The 21,079-nt window shown below is 64.4% G+C and carries 21 protein-coding genes; 9 read left to right on the top strand and 12 right to left on the bottom strand.

The window, feature by feature from the left end; translation table 11 throughout:
• Positions 1–227, top strand: a 227-nt coding sequence (locus tag ACOI1H_RS10645) for a hypothetical protein (protein ID WP_422437295.1), incomplete at its 5' end; no start/stop codon positions are given.
• Positions 228–410: 183 nt separating this feature from the next.
• Here ACOI1H_RS10645 and arfB read toward each other — a convergent pair.
• The 6 genes from arfB to ACOI1H_RS10615 form a co-directional block, all read right to left on the bottom strand.
• A complete protein-coding gene (arfB, locus tag ACOI1H_RS10640) occupies positions 411–836 on the bottom strand; it encodes an alternative ribosome rescue aminoacyl-tRNA hydrolase ArfB (protein WP_422437294.1) in 426 nt (141 codons plus the stop codon).
• A 375-nt stretch (positions 837–1,211) separates the two neighbouring features.
• Entirely contained in the window at positions 1,212–1,841 is a 630-nt protein-coding gene (locus tag ACOI1H_RS10635; RefSeq protein WP_422437298.1) for a queuosine precursor transporter, read from the bottom strand.
• A gap of 83 nt (positions 1,842–1,924) precedes the next feature.
• A complete protein-coding gene (locus tag ACOI1H_RS10630; protein WP_422437292.1) occupies positions 1,925–2,794 on the bottom strand; it encodes an esterase-like activity of phytase family protein in 870 nt (289 codons plus the stop codon).
• 2 nt (positions 2,795–2,796) lie between these two features.
• Entirely contained in the window at positions 2,797–3,717 is a 921-nt protein-coding gene (gene mepA / locus ACOI1H_RS10625; protein WP_422437290.1) for a penicillin-insensitive murein endopeptidase, read from the bottom strand.
• The gene (locus ACOI1H_RS10620) at positions 3,696–5,081 is read right to left on the bottom strand and encodes an MFS transporter (protein ID WP_422437289.1); all 1,386 of its coding nucleotides are present in this window, start codon (positions 5,079–5,081) and stop codon (positions 3,696–3,698) included. The genes mepA and ACOI1H_RS10620 overlap by 22 nt, the downstream gene beginning before the upstream one ends.
• A 59-nt stretch (positions 5,082–5,140) precedes the next feature.
• Positions 5,141–5,680, bottom strand: coding sequence for an acyl-CoA thioesterase (locus ACOI1H_RS10615; RefSeq protein WP_422437287.1), 540 nt, complete (start codon positions 5,678–5,680; stop codon positions 5,141–5,143).
• A gap of 115 nt (positions 5,681–5,795) precedes the next feature.
• On the opposite strand from ACOI1H_RS10615, the gene ACOI1H_RS10610 reads away from it, so the two are divergent.
• A complete protein-coding gene (locus ACOI1H_RS10610; protein ID WP_422437285.1) occupies positions 5,796–6,083 on the top strand; it encodes a YggT family protein in 288 nt (95 codons plus the stop codon).
• Between the two features lie 10 nt (positions 6,084–6,093).
• Here ACOI1H_RS10610 and ACOI1H_RS10605 read toward each other — a convergent pair whose 3' ends face one another.
• A complete protein-coding gene (locus tag ACOI1H_RS10605; protein ID WP_422437283.1) occupies positions 6,094–7,272 on the bottom strand; it encodes an acetyl-CoA C-acyltransferase family protein in 1,179 nt (392 codons plus the stop codon).
• Between the two features lie 145 nt (positions 7,273–7,417).
• Between ACOI1H_RS10605 and ACOI1H_RS10600 the strand changes: the two genes are divergently transcribed.
• Genes ACOI1H_RS10600 through selD form a run of 5 tightly spaced genes read left to right on the top strand, consistent with a single transcriptional unit; the run spans position 7,418 to position 14,188 of the window.
• Positions 7,418–8,074 (top strand): ABC transporter ATP-binding protein, encoded by a 657-nt coding sequence (locus tag ACOI1H_RS10600; protein ID WP_422437281.1) that lies wholly within the window; start codon positions 7,418–7,420, stop codon positions 8,072–8,074.
• The gene (locus ACOI1H_RS10595; protein WP_422437279.1) at positions 8,071–10,458 is read left to right on the top strand and encodes an ABC transporter permease; all 2,388 of its coding nucleotides are present in this window, start codon (positions 8,071–8,073) and stop codon (positions 10,456–10,458) included. Before ACOI1H_RS10600 ends, ACOI1H_RS10595 begins: the two co-directional genes overlap by 4 nt.
• Positions 10,448–11,479: a lipocalin-like domain-containing protein gene (locus ACOI1H_RS10590; RefSeq protein ID WP_422437278.1), complete on the top strand. Its 1,032-nt coding sequence runs from the start codon at positions 10,448–10,450 to the stop codon at positions 11,477–11,479. The genes ACOI1H_RS10595 and ACOI1H_RS10590 overlap by 11 nt, the downstream gene beginning before the upstream one ends.
• Positions 11,472–12,029: a pyridoxamine 5'-phosphate oxidase family protein gene (locus ACOI1H_RS10585; RefSeq protein WP_422437276.1), complete on the top strand. Its 558-nt coding sequence runs from the start codon at positions 11,472–11,474 to the stop codon at positions 12,027–12,029. The genes ACOI1H_RS10590 and ACOI1H_RS10585 overlap by 8 nt, the downstream gene beginning before the upstream one ends.
• On the top strand, positions 12,026–14,188 hold the full coding sequence (gene selD, locus ACOI1H_RS10580) for a selenide, water dikinase SelD (RefSeq protein ID WP_422437275.1): 2,163 nt from the start codon (positions 12,026–12,028) through the stop codon (positions 14,186–14,188). Before ACOI1H_RS10585 ends, selD begins: the two co-directional genes overlap by 4 nt.
• Here selD and mnmH read toward each other — a convergent pair.
• The 4 genes from mnmH to ACOI1H_RS10560 form a co-directional block, all read right to left on the bottom strand.
• The gene (gene mnmH, locus ACOI1H_RS10575; RefSeq protein WP_422437273.1) at positions 14,185–15,237 is read right to left on the bottom strand and encodes a tRNA 2-selenouridine(34) synthase MnmH; all 1,053 of its coding nucleotides are present in this window, start codon (positions 15,235–15,237) and stop codon (positions 14,185–14,187) included. The genes selD and mnmH overlap by 4 nt on opposite strands.
• A 3-nt stretch (positions 15,238–15,240) precedes the next feature.
• Positions 15,241–16,032 (bottom strand): metallophosphoesterase, encoded by a 792-nt coding sequence (locus ACOI1H_RS10570; RefSeq protein ID WP_422437272.1) that lies wholly within the window; start codon positions 16,030–16,032, stop codon positions 15,241–15,243.
• Positions 16,033–16,162: 130 nt separating this feature from the next.
• Positions 16,163–17,755, bottom strand: a complete 1,593-nt coding sequence (gene serA, locus ACOI1H_RS10565) for a phosphoglycerate dehydrogenase (protein WP_422437270.1) — start codon at positions 17,753–17,755, stop codon at positions 16,163–16,165.
• A 72-nt stretch (positions 17,756–17,827) separates the two neighbouring features.
• Positions 17,828–18,967, bottom strand: a complete 1,140-nt coding sequence (locus tag ACOI1H_RS10560) for a phosphoserine transaminase (protein WP_422437269.1) — start codon at positions 18,965–18,967, stop codon at positions 17,828–17,830.
• Positions 18,968–19,160: 193 nt separating this feature from the next.
• On the opposite strand from ACOI1H_RS10560, the gene ACOI1H_RS10555 reads away from it, so the two are divergent.
• Positions 19,161–19,643: a DUF1810 domain-containing protein gene (locus tag ACOI1H_RS10555; RefSeq protein ID WP_422437268.1), complete on the top strand. Its 483-nt coding sequence runs from the start codon at positions 19,161–19,163 to the stop codon at positions 19,641–19,643.
• Between the two features lie 5 nt (positions 19,644–19,648).
• Positions 19,649–20,509 (top strand): SDR family oxidoreductase, encoded by an 861-nt coding sequence (locus ACOI1H_RS10550; protein ID WP_422437266.1) that lies wholly within the window; start codon positions 19,649–19,651, stop codon positions 20,507–20,509.
• Here ACOI1H_RS10550 and ACOI1H_RS10545 read toward each other — a convergent pair.
• Positions 20,461–20,994 (bottom strand): hypothetical protein, encoded by a 534-nt coding sequence (locus ACOI1H_RS10545; protein ID WP_422437265.1) that lies wholly within the window; start codon positions 20,992–20,994, stop codon positions 20,461–20,463. The two genes, ACOI1H_RS10550 and ACOI1H_RS10545, sit on opposite strands and share 49 nt — an antisense overlap.
• Positions 20,995–21,079 lie beyond the last annotated feature (85 nt).

Below are 21,079 nucleotides of genomic sequence, written 5' to 3'. Positions count from 1 at the left end.
CGTCAATGCCTATTTCAACAGACGGCGATCATCCGTTAGGAATTTTGATTGCAACAAGTGACCGAGTTGGGCGTTACAAGAACGAGAGTGAAAGGGATGACCGCGACTGGGAGCGTGAGGATGTTCTTAGGGAAGTTGCAGCTTATCTTGCTATATTGTTCAAGCTGATTCATGATGATCAAAAATCTGGAGGCAACAACGATGAAGAACAACGTACCTCGCCATAGCGGGTCGCTTTTTGATTCGAAGTCTAAGGTTGGCACTCTAACACGCCAGATCGATGGTCTTGTGAGGGAGTATGTCTCCAAAGGCGGCGATAATTTTGCAGAGCGCGCCTTAAAGCTTTCTCGGGAGCGTGAAGACCTTCTAAAACCGGAAATTATTAGGTCGGGCCGCATCAGACAGGCAAGCTAGGGGTCCACCGACCCCCTTAAAGCCTTCACCTCGCCCCTGACCTTCTTCGCCTTCAGGCGGCGCTTCACGGAGCCATAGGTCGGCTTTGTCGCCACGCGGCGTTTGGGTTTCTCGGTGGCGCGGACGATCAACTCGGCGAGGCGTTCGCGGGCGAGGTCGCGGTTGCGGGCCTGTGACCTTGTGTCCTGCACGAACAGCACCAGCGCGCCGTCCAGTGTCCAGCGCCGCCCGGCGAGGCGCTTCAGCCGCGCCTTGACGGGGTCGGGCAGGGAGGGCGAGCGTTCCGCCTCGAACCGCAGCTCCACCGCCGTCGAGACCTTGTTCACGTTCTGCCCGCCGGGGCCAGAGGCGCGGGTGAACTGCTCGGTCAGCTCCCACCCCTGGATGGTGATCGCGTCGGTGATGAAAAGATCGTCGGCCATGGAGGATGATCTAACGGGTTTGGCGTGCTTTGCCAGTGTCGGTGACCCGATGCCCGCTGCCGGGCCACATTTGACTGCGTCAAACGTTTACCCCGGCACGTCGCACCTGAAGGTGCGACGTAAAAAGGGCTACCCCGGCGATGGGATAGCCCTTTCCTGAATATCGGAGGTGGGTCGGTTAGGGACCTAAAAAGGCCACCCACCTGAAGGGAATCTCACCCAGGGGCTGCCCTAGATCAGAACCCCCCAAGCTGTCCCGACACACGTCTCCAGAACTTCATGATGCACTGGATCACCTCCTTTCAAATGTTTCGCCTGCCCCGAAGTTGGCACACATATGGTTTATGTCAAATTAAAATATACCACCCATGGCGATTATACACGCACCTGTGTGAGCCGCCCAACAATCAGGCGAAACGGCACCAGCGCCAGAAGCGCCACGCCCAGCTTTACCGACCAGTCCGCCACGGCGAGAGAGACCCAGAGCGGCGCGACGGGGCCCGCGTTCAGGAAGGGCACGGCCTCTTGCGCCCAGATCACCTGATCGGCGGCGGCGGGGCTGATCCCGTTGAAGACGGCGGCGAAGGCGATCCCGAAGAAGATCACCGTGTCGACGACAGAGGAGATCAGCGTCGACCCCAAGGGTGCGATCCACCACACGCCCATGCGCAGCTTGTTGAACACGGCGATGTCCAGCAGTTGCGCCACGCCAAAGGCGGTGGCCGAGGCGATGGCAACACGGATCGGCACGGCGGGGCCGAATTCCAGCTGGATCTGCGATCCGATCAGCGAACAGACGATGCCGACGACCAGGCCGACCCCGACGACGCGGCGCGCGGCCGCGGTGCCGTAGATGCGGTTCATCAGGTCCGTGATGAGGAACGCCAGCGGATAGGTGAACGCCCCCCAGGTCAGAAGGCCGTCAAGGATCAGGAATTGCACGAGGATGTTGGAGGCCACGACGATGATGGCCATGGCGATGACGCCGGGAAGAAGTCGCATGATATGGGTCCGTTTTGACAAGGGTGCGGCACTTGGTCCACGGATCATCCGGGGACGGCACGGCCTAGCGTCCTGTCACCGCCCCGTCAATCCGTGATGCGGTATTCGACGAGCTCCGTGGACTGGAAGAACTTGAAGTTATCATCGGCGATCAAGGTCATGCGGATCGCGCCGCCGTCCTCGCGCCAGACACTGATGCCTTCCAGATTGTCATGCACGCCGATCCCGGTTTCCAGCAATGTCTCGCCATTTTGACCTGTCATGTCGAACCGCCGCACGCGGCTGCGAAAGCCGATGCCGGCAAAGTCGCGTTCCAAAAGGTAGAACAGGCCATCGGGGCCGATGTCTGCCCCGACGGGTAGAAAGGCACCGTCGCGGGGAATGCTGAACGGGACGGTCCAGGCGTCGTCCAGCAAGCGGAACATGGGGAAAGGCAGGGACTGGCGCCCGGACCGTTCCGGCAAAGTATAGAGCGCACCATCGGGACCCAAGGCCAGCGCCTCGAGCGACGCATTGACTTGAAAGCCGTCGAACTCTCGGGGGCGCGGAATGGTGACCGGGGGGCGTGTCACATCGGGATAGATCGCGACGCGGGCATAACCCTCGAACGAGACGTAGATGCGGCCGTCAGGCCCTATAGCCAACCCTTCACTGTCGTCCATGCGTCGGCCGGCATTTCCCCGCCCAACGGACAGTGTCGTCGCACTGACCGTGTCCAGACCGACAATGACGCCGCCGTCGCGCCTGATCCGGCCCTGCCATAAAGTCCCATGATCGCTGAGTGCATGGAAACGCGTGCCGTCGTCCGACATCTCGATCCCGGACATGCCGCCAAAGGCCGGACCATCGGCGACCCAGACATGACGGCCGACCAGGGACACGCCCGGCGCGGTCGACTGGCCAAAAGCCTGACCACACCCGGCCAACAGGGCAACGGCAAGAATGAGGCGGCGCACGGTCAGTTGGCGGCGACGGCAGCGCACTGGCCGGGCAGGCTGGCCATTGTAAGTTCACGCTTGGGTGCGGGAGCGGGCGCATTGGGGTCGCGCGGCGGTGCGGGCTTCGGATTGACGATGTTGTCCACCCATTCCCGCGCATCGGCGCAGCCATCGCCCGGCGGCGGCGGGTCTTGCGGCGCGCATGACGTCGATCCGGCGGGGCATTTCAGCCGCACATGAAAATGGTAGTTGTGACCATACCAAGGACGCACCTTGTTCAGCCAGCTGCGGTCGCCGGTCGCGGATGCACACATGGCGACCTTTGCACCCGCAAAGATGAAGATGCGATCGACCCGCGGATCGGACGCAGCGGCGCGAATGATCGCCTCTTGGGTCGGGCCCCAGTTGCCGTTCACATAGGCGCCGTCATTGCGATCCATCCGGTCAGAGGAGATGTTCTCGCGCTCTGTCCGGGAAAGCGACAAGTTGCTGGCGGGCTTCAGCCAGATATCGGCATCAAGGCCGGTCTGGTGGCTGGCATGGCCGGTCAGCATCGGCCCGCCGCGCGGCTGGCTCATGTCGCCCAGATAAAGGCCGTTCCATCCGGGCTGCGTCGCGGCGAACCGGGACAGATTCTGCACGAAATCGATCAGCTCGGGCTGGCCCCAGTTGCGATTGCGCGACAGGCGCATCGCCTGCCAGGTCGGTCCGGTTTCCGGCAGCTGCGTCGCACCCGCCTGACAGCCCTTGGAATAGAACCCGACGGGCGCGGACGGCATGACCGCCGGCGTGGGAATATTGCCGAACACCTGCTTTGCGATGCGGGTATCGTTGGTGTTCTGGGTGGAAAATGCCGGTTGCGTCGCCGTGGCGACCTTTGCGTCCTGCTGGCAGGCAGAGAGTCCTGTCAGAAGGGCAATCAGGGCTGCAATGCGGACCATTCTGCGCGATCTCCGTCTTTGTTGACCCACCTTAACAGTAACAATCCAAGGAGGAACAGTAGGATCACCGGCAAAAAACCCAGTTGCACGTTCCCTGTCAGAAACGTGAACAGGGATATGCTTGCGGGCGCGACAAAGGCAGTCGCCTTGCCGGTCAGCGCAAAGAGGCCGAACGCCTCTGCCGGGCGGTCCGGGTGGGTGTGGCGCACCATCATCGACCGGCTGGCGGCATAGATCGACCCGCCAGCCCCGCCGATCACCATGCCGCAAACGTAGAAGATGATATCCGGCACCTGCGACGTCTCGGCCAGCGGAAAGATGAACAGATGATCCCGCGACATGCCGACGATGAAGCAGGATACGACGATCAGCAGCCAGACGCTGAATCGAATGACGGGCTTTGGCCCGAACCGCTGGTCCGCCAACCCGCCCGCCCAGGTAAAGATCGCCGCCGCGATGGCCGCCACGATGCCGAAGACCCCGATCTGGATCGTCGTCCAGCCCAGCACGAGCGCCGCGTAGATGCCGCCAAAGGCATAAAGCGCATTCAGAGCGTCGCGGTAGAACATGGACCCCAGCAGGAAGTTCTTCAGACTGGGTCGCCGCAGGACACCGCGCAACGTCTCTTTCAGCTCGCCCCAGACGACGGCGATGCGCGTCGATTGTCCGCCCAGACGCGGGTCGTCACGGACATAGAGGAAGAACGGGATCATGAAGATCGCGAACCAGATCGCGATGAATGGCCCGACGCTGCGGGTGCCTTCCATCTGTGTGGCGTCCAGACCGAAGGGTGGTGCGAGGCCGATCAGCGTCACACCGGTATCGGGGCTTTCCACGAACAGCAGCAGCAGGATGAACAGCGACACCACGCCGCCCCAATACCCGAAGGCCGCGCCCGAACCGGAGATGCGACCGATCTCTTTCTCGGTCCCAAGGCTCGGCAGGATCGCGTTGACGAAGTTCAACGCGGATTCGGCCGCGAAGAATCCGACGTAGAAGATGACGAGCGTCCACATCAGCCCCGCGCCGCTCGGCTCCAACCCCCACAACGCCCAGGACGCAATGATGTAGATGACAGAGAACCCGGCGATCCAAGGCATCTTGCGCCCGGAGTTGTCGGCGAATGCACCCAGAAAGGGGGCGGTGATCGCGATCAGCAGGCCGGCGATGGTCTGCCCTGCGGACCAGATCGACTGCGCCTGTGCATCGGCGGCCAGCTTCTCCATGCCATCGGCCATGAAGGCATTGGTGGCGACGAGTGCGAAGTAGGGGCCGAACACGAAGGTCAGGCCCAGCGTGTAATAGGGTTGCGACGCCCAGTCGAAGGCCATCCATCCCCAGATCCGCCGCTTCGATACCGCCATGCCGTGCCCCCCGTTTGGCGCGACTAGACAACGCGGCACCCGGCACTGGCAAGTCTCCTTCAGACAGTCGGACCCTGTGGCGGCCAGGGGCGGTGCGCGCCTGCACCGATCCACCGGACGACCCAATCCGGCAAGGCCGGCCGGGCCGCGTCATGGCCCACCTGCGCAAAGACGATATCCGGTGCGACGATGCCCTGCGCATCGGTCACGGCCGCACGATAAAGGGCTTGTGCTGCGCAATCCGCGCCGATCCAGATCGACTGGTCGATGCAAAAGAAGCGGTCGTCCCAGCCGACCGCGCGGCTGACGACCCTGAACCGCACGAAGGGTCTGATCCGGCGGCGATACCGGATCGACGCCCCCGCCATCGTCAGCCCCCAGCCCCGCGCCCGCATCCCCCGCAGCAGACCCACGCGGCGTGCCAGGATCGTCCGGCCCAGATCGAGGATCGTGAGGATGCGCCCGTTGTTCATCTCGAGAAACAGGTCGATATCCTGCGGCCAGCAGCGATGGTGACTGACATGCACGCCCAGCGCCCCCAGATCACCGGCCTTGCGGTGCAATGCGAATTCCTTGGCAAGGCGGATGAAGGGATACATGCGCCGCACCTGCGCCACATTGACGTGCGCGTCAACTTTGACCTCGCGGCAGAGGGCACTTGTTTCAAGCGGCCGAACCGCTTACCTGCGCCACTGAAACAAAGGAGAAGTGCCTATGACGTCCCTGTTCCAGATCCTGATGCTGCTGCTGGGCGTCGCACGTTTCTTCATCTTCGCGCATTTCATCATGAGCTGGCTGATCAGCTTTGATGTGCTGAACGTGCGCCAGCCACTGGTCGGACAGATCTGGTACACGCTGCAACGCATCCTTGAACCGATCTATCGCCCGATCCGCAGCGTTCTGCCCAGCCTCGGCGGCGTCGACCTGTCACCGATCATCGCGCTGATCGCGATCGAGGTCATCCGCATCCTGCTGGTCAACAACGCGGCGCTTTTCTATTGAAGCGCTGCCGTCAGGCGATCCGTTCGATAGCCAGCGCAATCCCCTGACCGCCACCGATGCACATCGTGATCAAGGCCCGCCGGCCTTGAATCCGGTCCAGTTCATACATCGCCTTGACCGTGATGATGGCACCCGTCGCACCCACCGGATGCCCCAACGCTATGGCACCCCCGTTCGGGTTCACCTTGGCGGGATCAAGGCCAAGTTCCTTGCTGACCGCCAGCGCCTGCGCGGCGAAGGCCTCGTTGCTTTCGATCACGTCGAAGTCGTCGACCGTCAGTCCGGTCCGGTCCAGCAGCTTGCGGACGGCCGGCACGGGTCCGATGCCCATGACCTCTGGCCGCACGCCAGCATGGGCGTAGCCCAGCACGCGGAACCGCGGGGTCAGCCCCGCCGCCTTTGCCGCGGCCATCGTCGCCAATGTCACCGCTGCCGCCCCGTCGTTGAGGCCAGAGGCATTGCCCGCCGTCACGCTGCCGTCCTTGCGGAATGCCGGGCGCAGCCCTGCCAAAGCCTCGGCCGTCGTGGCCTTCGGATGCTCGTCCGTGCGGAACTGGACCGTCTCGCGCCGGGCCTTGACCTCGACCGGCACGATCTGGTCGTCGAAACGCCCTTCTGCCATCGCCCGCGCCGCGCGGCTTTGGCTTTCCAACGCAAAGGCGTCCTGCGCCGCGCGGCTCACGTCATGCTCTGCGCTGACGTTTTCCGCAGTGATGCCCATGTGGCCGGTGCCGAACGGGCAGTTCAGCGCGCCCAGCATCATGTCGCGGGTCTGGATATCGCCCATCTTTGCCCCCCACCGCTGATCGCTGACGATGAAGGGCGACCGCGACATGCACTCTGCCCCGCCCGCAAGGCCAAAGTCCGCATCCCCCATCTCCAGCGCCTGCACCACCGAGATGATGGCCTGCACGCCCGACCCGCACAGCCGGTTGACGTTCATCGCCGGCACCGTATCCGGGACGCCCGCGTCCATCGCCGCCACACGGCTGAGATACATGTCGCGCGGTTCGGTATTGATGACGTGGCCAAAGACGACAGTGCCGATCCGGTCCGGCGTCAGCCCGCCCCGTTCAATCGCGGCCTTCGCCGCGATGGCCCCCAGCGTGATCGGCGGCGTGCCCGCCAGCGCGCCGCCGAACGTCCCGATGGCGGTGCGGGCGCCGCCCAGAATGACGATGTCGGTCATGATGAAACCTCCTATTTGGGGATCAGGATGCCAAGGCAAGGCGGGGGATGCCAGCGAAACGTGCCGTCATCTGCGGCAAAGCGCGCGACCCACCTGTGATCCCACGGCCCTCGCGTTATGTAGGGTGTGAACGAGAGAGACCGAGATGCTGCTGACCGTCACCGACCTGACGAAGACCTATGCCACCGCCGACGGCCCGTTTGCCGTTCTGCGCGGCATCAATCTGACTCTGGCGGAAGGAGAGACGCTGGCCCTGACCGGTGAAAGCGGGTCCGGCAAGAGCACGCTGCTTCACCTGATCGGCGGTCTGGACGCCCCGGACGGCGGGCGCATCATACTGAACGGCACCGACCTGACCGCACTTGACGATGCAGGTCGCGCGCGGATGCGGCGTGAAACCGTCGGTGTCGTCTTTCAACAGTTCAACCTGATCCCGTCCCTGCGCATTGCCGACAACATCGCATTTCAGGCCCGCCTTGCGGACCGGCACGACGCGGATTGGTGCGCGACATTGGCCGGCCGGATGGGCCTGACGCCGCAGTTGCGCAAGTATCCCGAACAGCTCTCTGGCGGGCAGCAGCAACGCGTCGCCATTGCCCGCACCCTCGCACCGCGACCGCGCCTCGTGCTGGCGGATGAACCTACCGGCAATCTGGACGAGACGACGGCGGCGCAGGTTCTGGCCTTGATGCTGGAGCTTGTGACCGATACGGGCGCGGGCCTGCTGATGGTCACGCATTCCGACCGGCTGGCGGGACAGATGCAGCGCCGTCTGCACCTGGCGCAGGGTCTGATCGCGTGACACGCACCGTCTTTCAGGCGTTGCTGTCCCATTGGCGGCGCAATCCGCTGCAACTCTTCACCCTGCTGGCGGGCCTCGCGCTGGCCACCGCGCTGTGGTCCGGAGTGCAGGCGATCAATGCAGAGGCGCAGGCGAGCTATGACGCCGCCGCCGCGACCCTGGGCGAAGGCAGTTTCGATCAACTGTCCCGCCGTGACGGTCAACCGATGTCGCAGGACACCTACGTCGCCTTGCGGCGGGCCGGCTGGCTCGTCTCTCCGGTGACAGAGGGTCGGTTGGATGGTATCCGCATCGTCGGTCTCGACCCGCTGACGGCCCCCGGCGGTCTTGGGCCAGTCCGGGTCGGAGACGGGGCCGACGTCGGTGCCTTTCTGTCCGGGCGCGGGCAGGTCTTTGGCCAGCAGGCCGCACTCGATGCGTTGCCTGACGGCCCGGACAAGATCCTGTCCCCCGACACCGCACCCGGCACGGTCATCACCGACATCGGCGTTGCCCAGCGTCTGCTGGACCGCCCCGGCCAGATCGACCGGCTGATCGTTGCCCCCGTCCAGCCCATCGGTCAGCCGCCCTTGGCCGAGGTGGCCCCGGACCTAACACGTCGCGTTGCGCAAACAGGCTCTGACATTGGGCAGTTGACGGACTCATTTCACCTGAACCTGACCGCATTCGGCCTGCTGTCCTTCGCCGTCGGCCTCTTCATCGTGAATGGAGCCATCGGCCTCGCATTCGAACAGCGCCGCCCGGTTGTGCGCACCCTGCGTGCGTTAGGCGTGCCGCTGCGCCGGCTGATGGTGCTGATGGCCGCAGAGTTGGTTCTCATGGCGCTGATCGCCGGTGGGATCGGTGTGATCTTCGGCTACGTCATCGCTTCGCTGTTGCTGCCCGACGTTGCAGCGACGTTGCAGGGCCTTTACGGCGCAACGGTCGCGGGCACGCTGCAACTGCGCCCGTCCTGGTGGCTGTCGAGCCTCGGCATTGCGCTGGGCGGCACCGCGATGGCCTCTGCCGCGGCCTTTTGGCGGCTGGCGCAACTGCCGCTGCTGTCGGGAGGCGCGCCTCGCGCGCTCAGCATGGCGGCGGGGCGATCGGCACGGGTGCAGGCCGTCATTGCCACAGCACTGCTGATCATCGCTGCGGTGCTTGCCTTCACCGCGCAAGGCCTTGTCGCCGGTTTCGCCTTGTTGGGTTGCATGTTGATCGGCGCGGCCCTCGCCTTGCCTTTGATCCTCGACCGCGTGCTGGCGCTGGCGGAACATGCGGCGACTGGCATGCGCGCCCGGTGGTTCTGGGCCGACACCCGCCAGCAACTGCCCGGCCTGTCTCTTGCGCTTGCCGCTCTGTTGCTGGCGATGGCCGCAAATGTCGGCGTGTCCACGATGGTCGGCAGCTTCCGGCAGACCTTTACCGGATTTCTCGACCAACGGCTGTCGTCAGAGCTCTACGTGACCGCCGACGATCCCGCGCAGGCCGCGGCGCTGATCGCCTACGTTACACCCCGGGTCCGCGCGGTGCTGCCCATCGCCTCTGCCCCGGCACAGATCGCAGACCTTCCGACCGAAGTGTTCGGCACCCGCGACGATGCGACCTACCGCGAAAACTGGCAGTTCCTGCAGGCTGTCACGCAGCCATGGGATGCCGTGGCGGATGGCGGCGCGATCCTGATCAACGAACAACTCTCTCGTCGGTCGGGTCTGACGCTGGGCGATACCGTGCCACTGGGTGGCCGCGATTTCGCGGTGGCGGGCATCTATGGCGATTACGGCAACCCCATCGGTCAGGCGATGATCGCAGAGGACAGCTTTGCCGTGCTTTACCCCGAGATAGAGCCTTTGCGGTTCGGTTTGCGCCTGCCGCCCGAAGATGTTCCCGCCCTCGTTCAGTCGCTGGAGGCCGACCTGAACCTGCCCCCCGCAAACACGATCAATCAGGCGGGGATCAAGGCGTTCTCGCTTGCGATCTTCGACCGCACCTTCACCGTCACGACGGCGTTGAACATCCTCACGCTGGCTGTCGCCGGCTTTGCGATCCTCATGAGCCTGCTGACCCTTGCCGCACTGCGCGTTCCGCAACTGGCACCTGCCTGGGCTATGGGCCTGACGCGGGCAGAACTCGGGCGGCTGGAACTGATGCGCGCCGTCCTGCTGGCCGTCCTGACCGCCGTCGTTGCCCTGCCGCTTGGCCTTGTGCTGGCCTGGGCGCTACTGGCGATCGTCAACGTCGCGGCCTTTGGGTGGAAATTGCCAATGTTCCTGTTCCCCGGCAATTACCTGCGGCTTGGCGGGTTTGCACTGCTGGCCGCCGCACTCGCCGCCCTCTGGCCTGCGTGGCGATTGTCGCGGACACCGCCAAGCGACCTGCTGAAGGTATTTTCCAATGAACGTTAAGACCCTGATCTTTTGTCTCCTGCCGCTGACAGCACAGGCGCAGGGGTTTGCCGGTCTCGGCTCTGACGCGGACGGTTTCAGCATTCCGCGGCCCGACCCGCAGTTCCAGTTTCCGGCCGATCACGGCGCGCACCCCGACTATCGCATCGAATGGTGGTACCTGACCGCAAACCTGACCGGCCCTGACGGCACGCCCTACGGTCTGCAATGGACCCTGTTCCGGTCCGCGATGGCACCGCAGACAACGTCCGGTTGGACCGACCCGCAGCTTTGGATGGGCCACGCCGCCGTCACGACGCCCGACGCGCATTTCGTCACCGAACGCCTGGCACGCGGCGGCATCGGGCAAGCGGGAGTCGTCGCCGACCCGTTCAGCGCGTGGATCGACGACTGGCAGTTTGACGGCATCGACGGCGGCACCCTGACCGCCAGCGGCCCCGACTTCGGCTATGACATGACCTTGACCACCAACGGCCCCATCGTTCCGCAGGGCGAGAACGGCTATTCCGTCAAATCCGCGAGCGGACAGGCCAGTTACTACTACTCGCAACCCTTTTACAGCATCGCCGGCACGCTGCGTCTGCCGGGTGGCGACGTGCCTGTCACCGGCACCGCATGGCTGGATCGCGAATGGTCAAGCCAGCCTCTGGCCGACAACCAGACCGGCTGGGACTGGTTTTCGCTTTCCTTTGACGATGGCGCGCGGATGATGGGGTTTCGCCTCCGGCAGAACGATGGCAACGCCTATACCTCGGCCACGTGGATCGCGCCTGACGGCACGCCGACACCCTACGCGGACGGTGCTCTGACCGCGACTCCGCTGGAGGAGTCGACAGTCGAGGGCCACACGCTACCGACCCGGTGGCGGCTGCAACTTCCCGCGCAAGGTGTTGACGTTACTGTCGCCGCCGTGAACACAGACGCATGGATGACGACCAGCGTGCCTTATTGGGAAGGACCTGTCACCGTCGACGGCACCGCCAACGGCGTCGGATATCTGGAGATGACGGGCTATGACTGAGTGGTTCGAGGCGCTGGATGGCCTGCATCAGCAGGTCTGGCGATGCTTGTCCCTCGGCGTGACAGACCGCGATGCATCCGCGCGGCAACCGACCCTTGCCACCATCAGCCCCGACGGCTGGCCCGAGGCGCGCACAGTCGTCCTGCGCCGTGCCGTATCATCAGAGGCCCTTCTGGAGGTCTACACCGACAGCGCCTCCGACAAGATCGCCAGCCTGCAAAGAACGCCCCGCGCCGCCCTTCACGTCTGGGACCCGGCGCTGGATCTTCAGTTCCGGCTGCAGGCCAATGTGACCCTGATGAAGGGCGAACCGATCATGGATCGCTGGAGTCCGCTGCCAGAGGTGGCGCGTCTGTCCTATGGCGTCACCCCGCCGCCCGGCACACCTATCGCTGACGCGCGCGACTACCAGAAATCCCCGGATCAGAGCCGTTTTTGCGTCCTCTCCCTGAAGCTGATCCACATCGACGTGGTGCACTTGGGCACGCATCACCGCCGGGCATCATTCAACGCGACCGACAACTGGGCCGGGCAATGGCTGGTACCATGATTACCGATTTTCCGGTTGTGAAGGACCTCGTGCTGATCGGTGGCGGGCATACACACGCGCTTGTGCTGCGCAAATGGGGATTGATGGCGCTGGCGGGAGTCCGCGTGACGCTGATCGACCCCGGCCCCACTGCCGCATATTCCGGGATGCTGCCGGGCTTTGTCGCGGGGCACTACAGCCGCGATGAGCTGGACATCGACCTGATGAAGCTGGCCCGTTTCGCCAATGCGCGGCTGATATTGGGTGCCGTCACCAGCATCGACCCTGTGGCGCGTCTGATCACGGTGCCCGGGCGTCCGCCGATTGCCTATGACGTTGCCAGTCTTGACGTCGGCATCACGTCGGACATGCCCACCCTACCTGGTTTCGCCGATCACGCGGTTCCGGCCAAACCACTTGGCCCGTTCGCCAGCCGCTGGGATGCCTATCGCAACGCGACCACCGACCCGCACCTGGCGATCATCGGCGGGGGCGTCGCAGGGGCAGAGCTTGCGATGGCCATGGCCCACAGCCTGCGGACACGCGGTCTGAGGCCCGTCACCCACCTGATCGACCGGGGGCAGGTCGTCGATACGCTGGGGCAACGGGCGCGGGCCAGGATGCTGAAAGCACTCGCCAAGAACGGTATCACGCTGATCGAGGATGCCATTGTCACCGGCATCGAAGAGAGCGCTGTTATGCTGGCGGACGGTCGCCGCGTCGCCGCCGATTTCATCACCGGAGCCGCCGGAGCGAAGCCGCACGATTGGCAGGCGGCCATCGGCGTGACATGTCACGACGGCTTCATCAGCGTGGACACGCACCTGCAATCCTCTGATCCCGCGCTGTTCGCGGTGGGCGACTGCGCCCACATGACCCACGACCCGCGGCCCAAAGCGGGCGTCTATGCCGTAAGGCAGGCCCCAGTACTGTTCGACAACCTGCGCGCCGTGTTGTCGGGTGGACGGATGCGACCCTATTCCCCGCAATCAGACTACCTCAAGCTGATTTCCCTTGGCGACAAATCTGCACTGGCAGAACGGTTCGGCATGGCCTTCTCGGGCCCTTTGCTGTGGCGCTGGAAGGATCGGATCGACGCGAAGTTCATGCGTCAGTTCGATGACCTGACTGTCATGGGTCAGCCCGACTTGCCGCTGACCCGCGCCGAGGGGCTGAAGGATGCGCTGGGCGACAAGCCGATGTGCGGCGGCTGTGGGGCCAAGGTCGGGCGTGGCGCGCTGCGGGCGGCACTTGCGTCGCTGCCGGTCAGCGACCGGGCTGACGTGCAGATCGTGCCGGGCGACGACGCCGGATTGCTGATCATGGGCGACGTCCGACAGGTCGTCAGCACAGACCACCTGCGCGCCTTCACGGCCGATCCCGTCGTGATGACCCGCATCGCCGCAAATCATGCACTGGGCGACATCTGGGCCATGGGTGCCACGCCACAGGCCGCCACAGTGAACCTGATCCTGCCAAAGATGTCAGCCGATCTACAGGCGCGGACCCTGAGCGAGATCATGGCGACCGCCCATGCCGCCCTGACCGATGCCGGTGCGGCGATTGTCGGCGGGCATACGTCTCTCGGGGCGGAGATGACGATTGGATTCACCGTGACGGGCCTGTGCGACCGCGATCCGATCACGTTGCGCGGTGCGCGGCCGGGCGACGCGCTGATCCTGACGAAACCCCTGGGCAGCGGCGTCATCATGGCGGCGGATATGGCCGGGGTCGCACCCGGCGGTGTCGTTGCCGGCGCGCTGGACCTGATGGCGCAACCCCAAGGTCAAGCCAGCATGATCCTGCGCGATGCACATGCGATGACCGACGTGACGGGCTTCGGTCTTGCCGGGCATCTGTCGGGGATCAATGACGCATCCGGCACTGGTGCGACGCTGGCGCTGGCCGACATTCCGCTGATGAAAGGTGCGTTGGAGTTGGCCGAGGCTGGGCAGCATTCGACCCTGTTGCGGGACAATATCGCCGGGAGCGGCCCTGTGACCGGGCCGATGGGCGCGCGGACCGACCTGATCTACGACCCGCAGACTGCGGGGGGGCTGCTGGCCGTCGTCGCCGCCGAAGATGCACCGGGCGTCGTCGCGCGCCTGCATGACGCCGGATACACGCACGCCGCGATCATCGGCAGCGTGACCGATACCCCCGGCATCGTGCTGGTCTAAAGCGTCGCGATCAGCGCAGAAATGTCATCGGCCACACGCGCCCGCCCGGCGGCGTCCAGCGTGTCCGCATGAACCTCGCCCAGCCAGACCCGGTCACCGGCCTTGCGGGATCGGGCGTAGGCGGAGTCATAGTGTTGATCCATCAGCGCCGTCGCAAGGGCATTGAAATCGCCGTTGTCCAGCATCGTTTCCCACCCGTCCACGACGTCATGGCCGCGCAGATTGCGGATCGGTTGCAACCGGTCGCGCAGCAGGTCCGTGTCGGCAATGATGTCGGCATAGGCCTCGGTCAGGAAAGCGGCGCGGGCAGCCAGAGGTGCGGTCACCTCGATCCGCGGTGCAGCGGTCATTGCGGCCCAGATCTGCTTCGGCAGGACGATCTGCCCGATCTTGCTGCTTTCCGCCTCTATGATCGTCGGCTTTTCGGGATCAAGGTCCATAAACGCCTGTGCCAGAGCCGACTCGAACCCTTTTTGCGCGGGCTGTCCGCCCGCGATACCGCCCAACAGCGATCCCCTGTGCGCGGCCAACCCTTCCAGATCGACGATCTGCACCCCGCGTTGCGACAGCAGATGCAGCAGCGCGGTTTTTGCCGTGCCGGTGTAGCCATCCAGCAGGATCAACCGGTGCGGCAGCGGATCAATGTAGAGCGCCTCATGCACCAGCCGTCGGTAGGTCTGATAGCCGCCCTTGATCGTGTCGGCGCGCCATCCGATCTGTTGCAGGATCGACGCGAAAGACCCTGACCGCTGGCCGCCGCGCCAGCAATACACCAGCGGTTGCCACGACCCGTCGTGCTGCGACAGCGGGCCGTCGACATGATCCGCGACGTTGCGCGCGACCATAGCGGCACCGACCTTGCGGGCGTCGAAGGCACTGACTTGCTTGTAGAGTGTCCCGACCTCGGCCCGCTGAGCGTTCGACAGGGCGGGCAGGTTGATGGCACCGGGGATGTGATCCTCGGCAAATTCCGCCGGACTGCGCACGTCGATGACCGCGTCGAAACCGTGGGCCATCAGGGTGCGCAGGCTGTCGAAGGTCTGCGGCATGGCCTAGCCTTTCGGCCGCAGCGGCACGCGGCCCGTGTCGGACAGGGTGAACCATTCGCCGTTGTCCAGCACCGCAGGGACCAGCGGGCGACCATAGCCCGCGCCGCCGTCAAGGTCGATCCGGTTACACAGATGTTCGGGCGCATCCAGCGCCGTATGCCCGTGCACCACCATCATGCCGTGGTCATCGCCATTGTCGAGCCAGCCGTCGCGAATCCAGATCAGGTCATCCTCGGTCTGATCCGTCAGGGCGACACCGGGGCGGATGCCCGCATGGACGAACAGATGCCCCTCTGCCTCGTGCATCAGCGGGGCGGTCGCCAGAAACTGGCGGTGCGCCTCTGGCACCCGGTCGCGGGCGAAGGCGACCAGCTCTTGCAGCGACAAATCGCCTTCGGCTGTCGGATAGCTGACAAGGGATTCACGCCTTTGGTCGTCCTTGATGAAGCTGGCCGGCGCTGCCGGCACGATCCCGTAGGAAGCCAGTGTCGTATCGCCACCAAGGCGCGGGTTCAGCCACGACAGGCCGGACTTGATCCCTGCGTCATGGATCACGCCTTCCTCCACGAAGCGGAGGAACATGCGGTCGTGATTGCCCTTGATGAAGGTCCAGTCGAGCCCGGCGTCGCGCCCCGCGATCAGGGTGTCGATCACGCCGTGGCTGTCCGGGCCACGGTCGGTGTAGTCGCCAAGGAAAATCAGCGGCGCTGCCGCCCCGCCATCGGCTGCAATCAGGATCAGTGCACGGTCCAGCATCGCCTTTTGGCCGTGGATGTCACCGATGGCATAGATCATGACGCTTCTTTCTTTGGTCCGAAAGGGCAAGGGTCGCGCGATGTGACGGCCTCGGACCCTCCGGGGGGAGTTTACGGGCCAGATGAATGAAGGGCCTCGCGTTGTCCACCGCGAGGCCCTCCCTTTATTGTCAGACCTGAAACGTCAGCGGTTTGACCTGCTGGAACTTGCCGGTGTCTTCCAGCGCCTTGACGGTGGCGGCGGGCACGGGTTCGTCGACGTAAAGCAGCGCGATGGCCTCGCCCTTGGCGACGGACCGGCCAAGGGTGAAGTTGGCGATGTTCACGCCATGCTCGCCCAGGATGCTGCCCAGCTTGCCGATGATTCCGGGCACGTCCTCGTTCGTGGTGTAAAGCATGTTCTCGCCGATCTCGGCATCGACGTTGATGCCCTTGATCTGGATGAAACGGGGCTTGTGGTCGCTGAAGACGGTGCCGGCGACGGACCGTTCACGTTGATCCGTGACGACCGTGACCTTGATGTAGCCTTCGAAGACACCCGACTGGTCCTGCTTGGTCGTGCTGACCTGCACGCCATTGTCCTTGGCGATCACGGGCGCGCTGACCATGTTCACGTCCGGGTTGCGGCGGCGCATGATGCCGGCGATGGTCGCGGCGGTCAGTGCCTTGAGGTTCATCTCGGAAGCATTGCCATCGAACAGGATGTTGATCGCCTTGATCGGCTCGTCGGTCATCTGACCGACGAAGTTTCCAAGGTGGCCCGACAGGGTGATCCACGGCCCCATGATCTTCGATTCCTCGGCCGTGATCGAGGGCATGTTGATCGCGTTGGTCACGGCACCGGTCAGCAGGTAGTCGGACATCTGCTCTGCCACCTGCAGCGCGACGTTTTCCTGCGCCTCTGTCGTGGCGGCACCCAGGTGGGGGGTCACGACGACGTTGGGCAGGTTGAACAGCGGGCTGTCCGTCGCGGGTTCGACAGCGAACACGTCGAATGCCGCGCCGGCGACACGACCGTCCTTGAGAGCCTCGGCCAGCGCGTCTTCGTCCACCAGACCGCCACGGGCGCAGTTCACGATGCGCACACCGGGCTTCAATTTCGCGATTGCCTCGCGGCTCAGGATGTTGCGGGTCTGGTCGGTCAGGGGCACGTGGAAGGTGATGAAATCGGCACGGCCCAGCAGGTCGTCCAGTTCCACCTTTTCCACGCCCAGCTCAATCGCGCGATCCTCGGACAGGAAGGGATCGTAGGCGATGACCTTCATCTTGAGGCCCTTGGCGCGGTCGATCACGATGGACCCGATGTTGCCCGCGCCGATCACGCCCAGCGTCTTGTTCGTCAGCTCGACCCCCATGAAGCGGGACTTTTCCCACTTGCCGGCGTGGGTCGATGCGTTCGCCTCGGGGATCTGGCGTGCCACGGCCATCATCAGCGACATGGCATGTTCGGCGGTGGTGATCGAGTTGCCGAAGGGCGTGTTCATCACGATGATGCCCTTCTTGGACGCGGCGGGAATGTCGACGTTGTCGACCCCGATGCCGGCACGACCGATGACCTTGAGATTGGTCGCGGCGGCGATCAGTTTTTCCGTCGCCTTGGTGGCGGACCGGATGGCAAGGCCGTCGTAGTTGCCGATGATGGCGGCCAGCGCCTCTTTGTCCTTGCCCAGCTTGGGCTGGAAATCGACATCGATACCGCGGTCGCGGAAAATCTGGACGGCGGCGTCCGACAGTTCGTCGGAGATGAGAACCTTGGGGGCCATGTCTGGCGCTCCTTCAATGGAATGGGGGATGGGGCGGGCCAAGGGTGGCCCGCCAAAATCAAGCGTTGGCGATCAGGCGGCGATCTCGGCCTCGAAGGCCCATTCGATCCAGGGCATCAGCGCCGCCAGATCGGAATGATCGACCGTGGCACCGCACCAGATGCGCAGACCGGCGGGGGCGTCGCGATAGGCACCCACATCCAGCGCCACGCCTTCGGACTCGAGCCGCTTGGCCACGGCCTTGGCGAATGCCGCGCCGTCGGTGATGCGGTCATCGGTGAACTTGAGGCAGACAGAGGTGTTCGACCGCGTCGCCGGATCGACGGCGAGGTTGGCGATCCAGTCATGCTTTTCGCAGAAGTCGAAGATCACGCCCGCATTGGCATCGGCCCGCGCCTTCAGCGCCGGCTGTCCACCGATGGACTGGCCCCATTTCAGCGCGACGAGGTAATCCTCCACGCACAGCATGGAGGGAGTGTTGATCGTCTCGCCCTTGAAGATGCCCTCGATCAGCTTGCCCTTGGAGGTCAGGCGGAAGATCTTGGGCAGCGGCCAGGCGGGGGTGTAACTTTCCAGCCGTTCGACCGCGCGGGGGCTCAGGATCAGCATGCCGTGCGCGCCCTCTCCGCCCATGACCTTCTGCCAGGAGAAGGTCGTCACATCCAGCTTGTCCCACGGCAGGTCCTGCGCAAAGGCGGCAGAGGTCGCGTCGCACAGCGTCAGGCCGGCGCGGTCACCCGGGATCATGTCGCCATGCGGCATCCGCACGCCGGATGTCGTGCCGTTCCAGGTAAAGCAAACGTCGTGGTCATAGTTCAGCGCGGCCATGTCCACGATCTCGCCATAGGCGGCTTCGCGGACAGTCGCCTCGATCTTCAGCTGTTTGACGACGTCGGTGACCCAGCCCGCGCCAAAGGATTCCCATGCGACCATTTCCACCGGGCGTTCGCCCAGCATGGTCCACATCGCCATCTCATAGGCACCGGTGTCAGAGGCAGGCACGATGCCGATGCGGTAATCCGCAGGCACGCCCAGCACTTCGCGGGTCAGGTCGATGGCCTCGGCCAGTTTTGCCTTGCCCACGCTCGCACGGTGCGACCGGCCCAAGGGCGCGCCGCCGAGCGATTCGAGTGACCATGTGGGGGGTTTGGCACAGGGGCCTGACGAAAATCGCGCGTTGTCCGGCCGCGATTCCGGTTTGGTCGTCACCATTGCTGGTATCCTCACAGATATGCGCCCTTCGTTGGGGAAGGGTGTCCCACCGCAGGATGTAGTCGCACACCTGTCAAAAGGCAATTGAAATCCTTGCCTCCATAGCGGCCAGACGGTCCGCGCACTTTCCGATGGTCTTATCCTGCCGCTTCCTTCAAAATCAGGGGAATAACGCGAATACTCGGGGCGGGCGATGGTTGACCAAGTGCATGACGATGACGATCTCGATGAAGACGACGATGAATTCGATCATTTCGTCGCGGCTCAGGATACCGTCTTCGACACTGTGACCGCCGAACTGACCGCCGGTCGCAAGCAGACGCATTGGATGTGGTTCGTGTTTCCCGTCCTGACCGGCATCGGCGAATCGCCCATGGCGATGTTCTATTCCCTGCGCGACGCCGAAGAGGCGGGGGCCTACCTTGGTCATCCTCTTCTGGGTCCGAGGCTGATCGACGCGACCCACCTGGTTCTCGATCACCAAGGCACCGACCCCGTCGCCATCATGGGCGAGACCGACGCCTACAAATTGCGTGCCTGCGCCACCTTGTTCGAGGCGACGTCGCCCACGACCCCGGTCTTTGCCGCACTTTTGGACGGCATGTTCGGCGGTCAGCGTTGCACCAAGACGCTGCGCCTTCTGCGCGCACCGCCCGCCGACGATCTGTTTGCGTAGGTCCCATGACGTCGACGCTGCTTTCCTTCGGCCACGGCTATTCGGCGCGCGCCCTTGAACGGTTGCTGCTGCCACGGGGTTGGCGGGTGATCGGCACCACGCGGTCGGATGACAAGACCGCCGCCCTTGCGGCGCGTGGCGTCGAACCGCGTGTCTGGCCCGGCACCGACTTGACCACAGCACTGGACGCCGCGACGCATCTGCTGATCTCGGCCTCGCCCGACGACGGCAGCGACCCGGTGCTGGACGCGCTGGGGGAACAGATCGCGGCGCGGGCGGGTCAGGTCCAGTGGGTCGGCTATCTCTCCACAACCGGCGTCTATGGCGATCACGACGGTGATTGGGTGGATGAGGCGACGCCGCTGACCCCAGCCACCCGGCGCGGTCAGGCGCGGGTCATGGCAGAGGCGGCGTGGCAGGCAATTCCCGGCCTGCCGCTGCACATCTTTCGACTGGCGGGCATCTATGGCCCCGGTCGCGGACCGTTTGCCAAGGTCCGCAACGGCACGGCGCGGCGGATCATCAAGGACGGGCAGGTCTTCAGCCGCACCCATGTCGACGACATCGCGCGGGTTCTTGCCGCGTCCATCGCGCGGCCGAACCCCGGCGCGATCTACAATGTCTGCGACGACGACCCCGCCCCGCCGCAGGACGTCATCGCCTATGCCGCAGAACTCTTGGGCCTGCCGGTGCCGGATGCCGTGCGGTTCGAGGACGCCGACATGACCCCGATGGCGCGCAGTTTCTATGCCGAAAGCAAGAAGGTCCGCAACGACCGCATCAAGAATGAACTGGGTGTTGACCTGCTGTTTCCCGACTACCGCAGTGGCCTCAGGGCATTGCTGGCGCAGGAAGACCTCGCCTGACCAGCACCGCGATCCCGGCAAAAATCCCCAGCAGCAGGATCGCGACGGCCAGATTCGACGATCCCCAGCAGTACGGCCAGAACGTGTCCCAGCCGCCGAAACGCTCTGTGTATGAAGATGGCGTCGATCCATTGCAGCAGTGGTCCAAGGCCGTGCAGGTAGAACTCCAGCCAAGGTTGCGACAATTGCCCGTCGCGTGTCACCGACGCAGGGTCCGCGAAATAAAGCCGCCAATACAGCAGGACGACCATCGCATTGACGACCGCCGTCGCGCCGACGATCGCGTCCCATCTTCGGGTACTGCGATGCTCTGTCAGCGCCATCATCCGGCTGGCGCAGAAGAACGACAGGAACAACGCCCAGATCGTCAGATAGCGGAATGGCCCGCCAAACCCGCCCCAAGGCCCGAACCAGAGTTCGTAGAGGCAGTAGAAGGCAGCCAGCAGGAAGACGATCCAGCGCCATATCTTGACGGTCACGGTCATGGCACGACCCTGCCAGATCCCGAACCGTCTGGCGATATGCCGCGCGATACGACCTTGCGTCTTGTGCACCGGCGGGCAACACCAC

Origin of the sequence: Loktanella sp. DJP18 (assembly GCF_049310965.1) — a bacterium.
GTDB lineage: Bacteria > Pseudomonadota > Alphaproteobacteria > Rhodobacterales > Rhodobacteraceae > Loktanella.
This window is presented reverse-complemented; position numbering and strand designations above follow the sequence as displayed.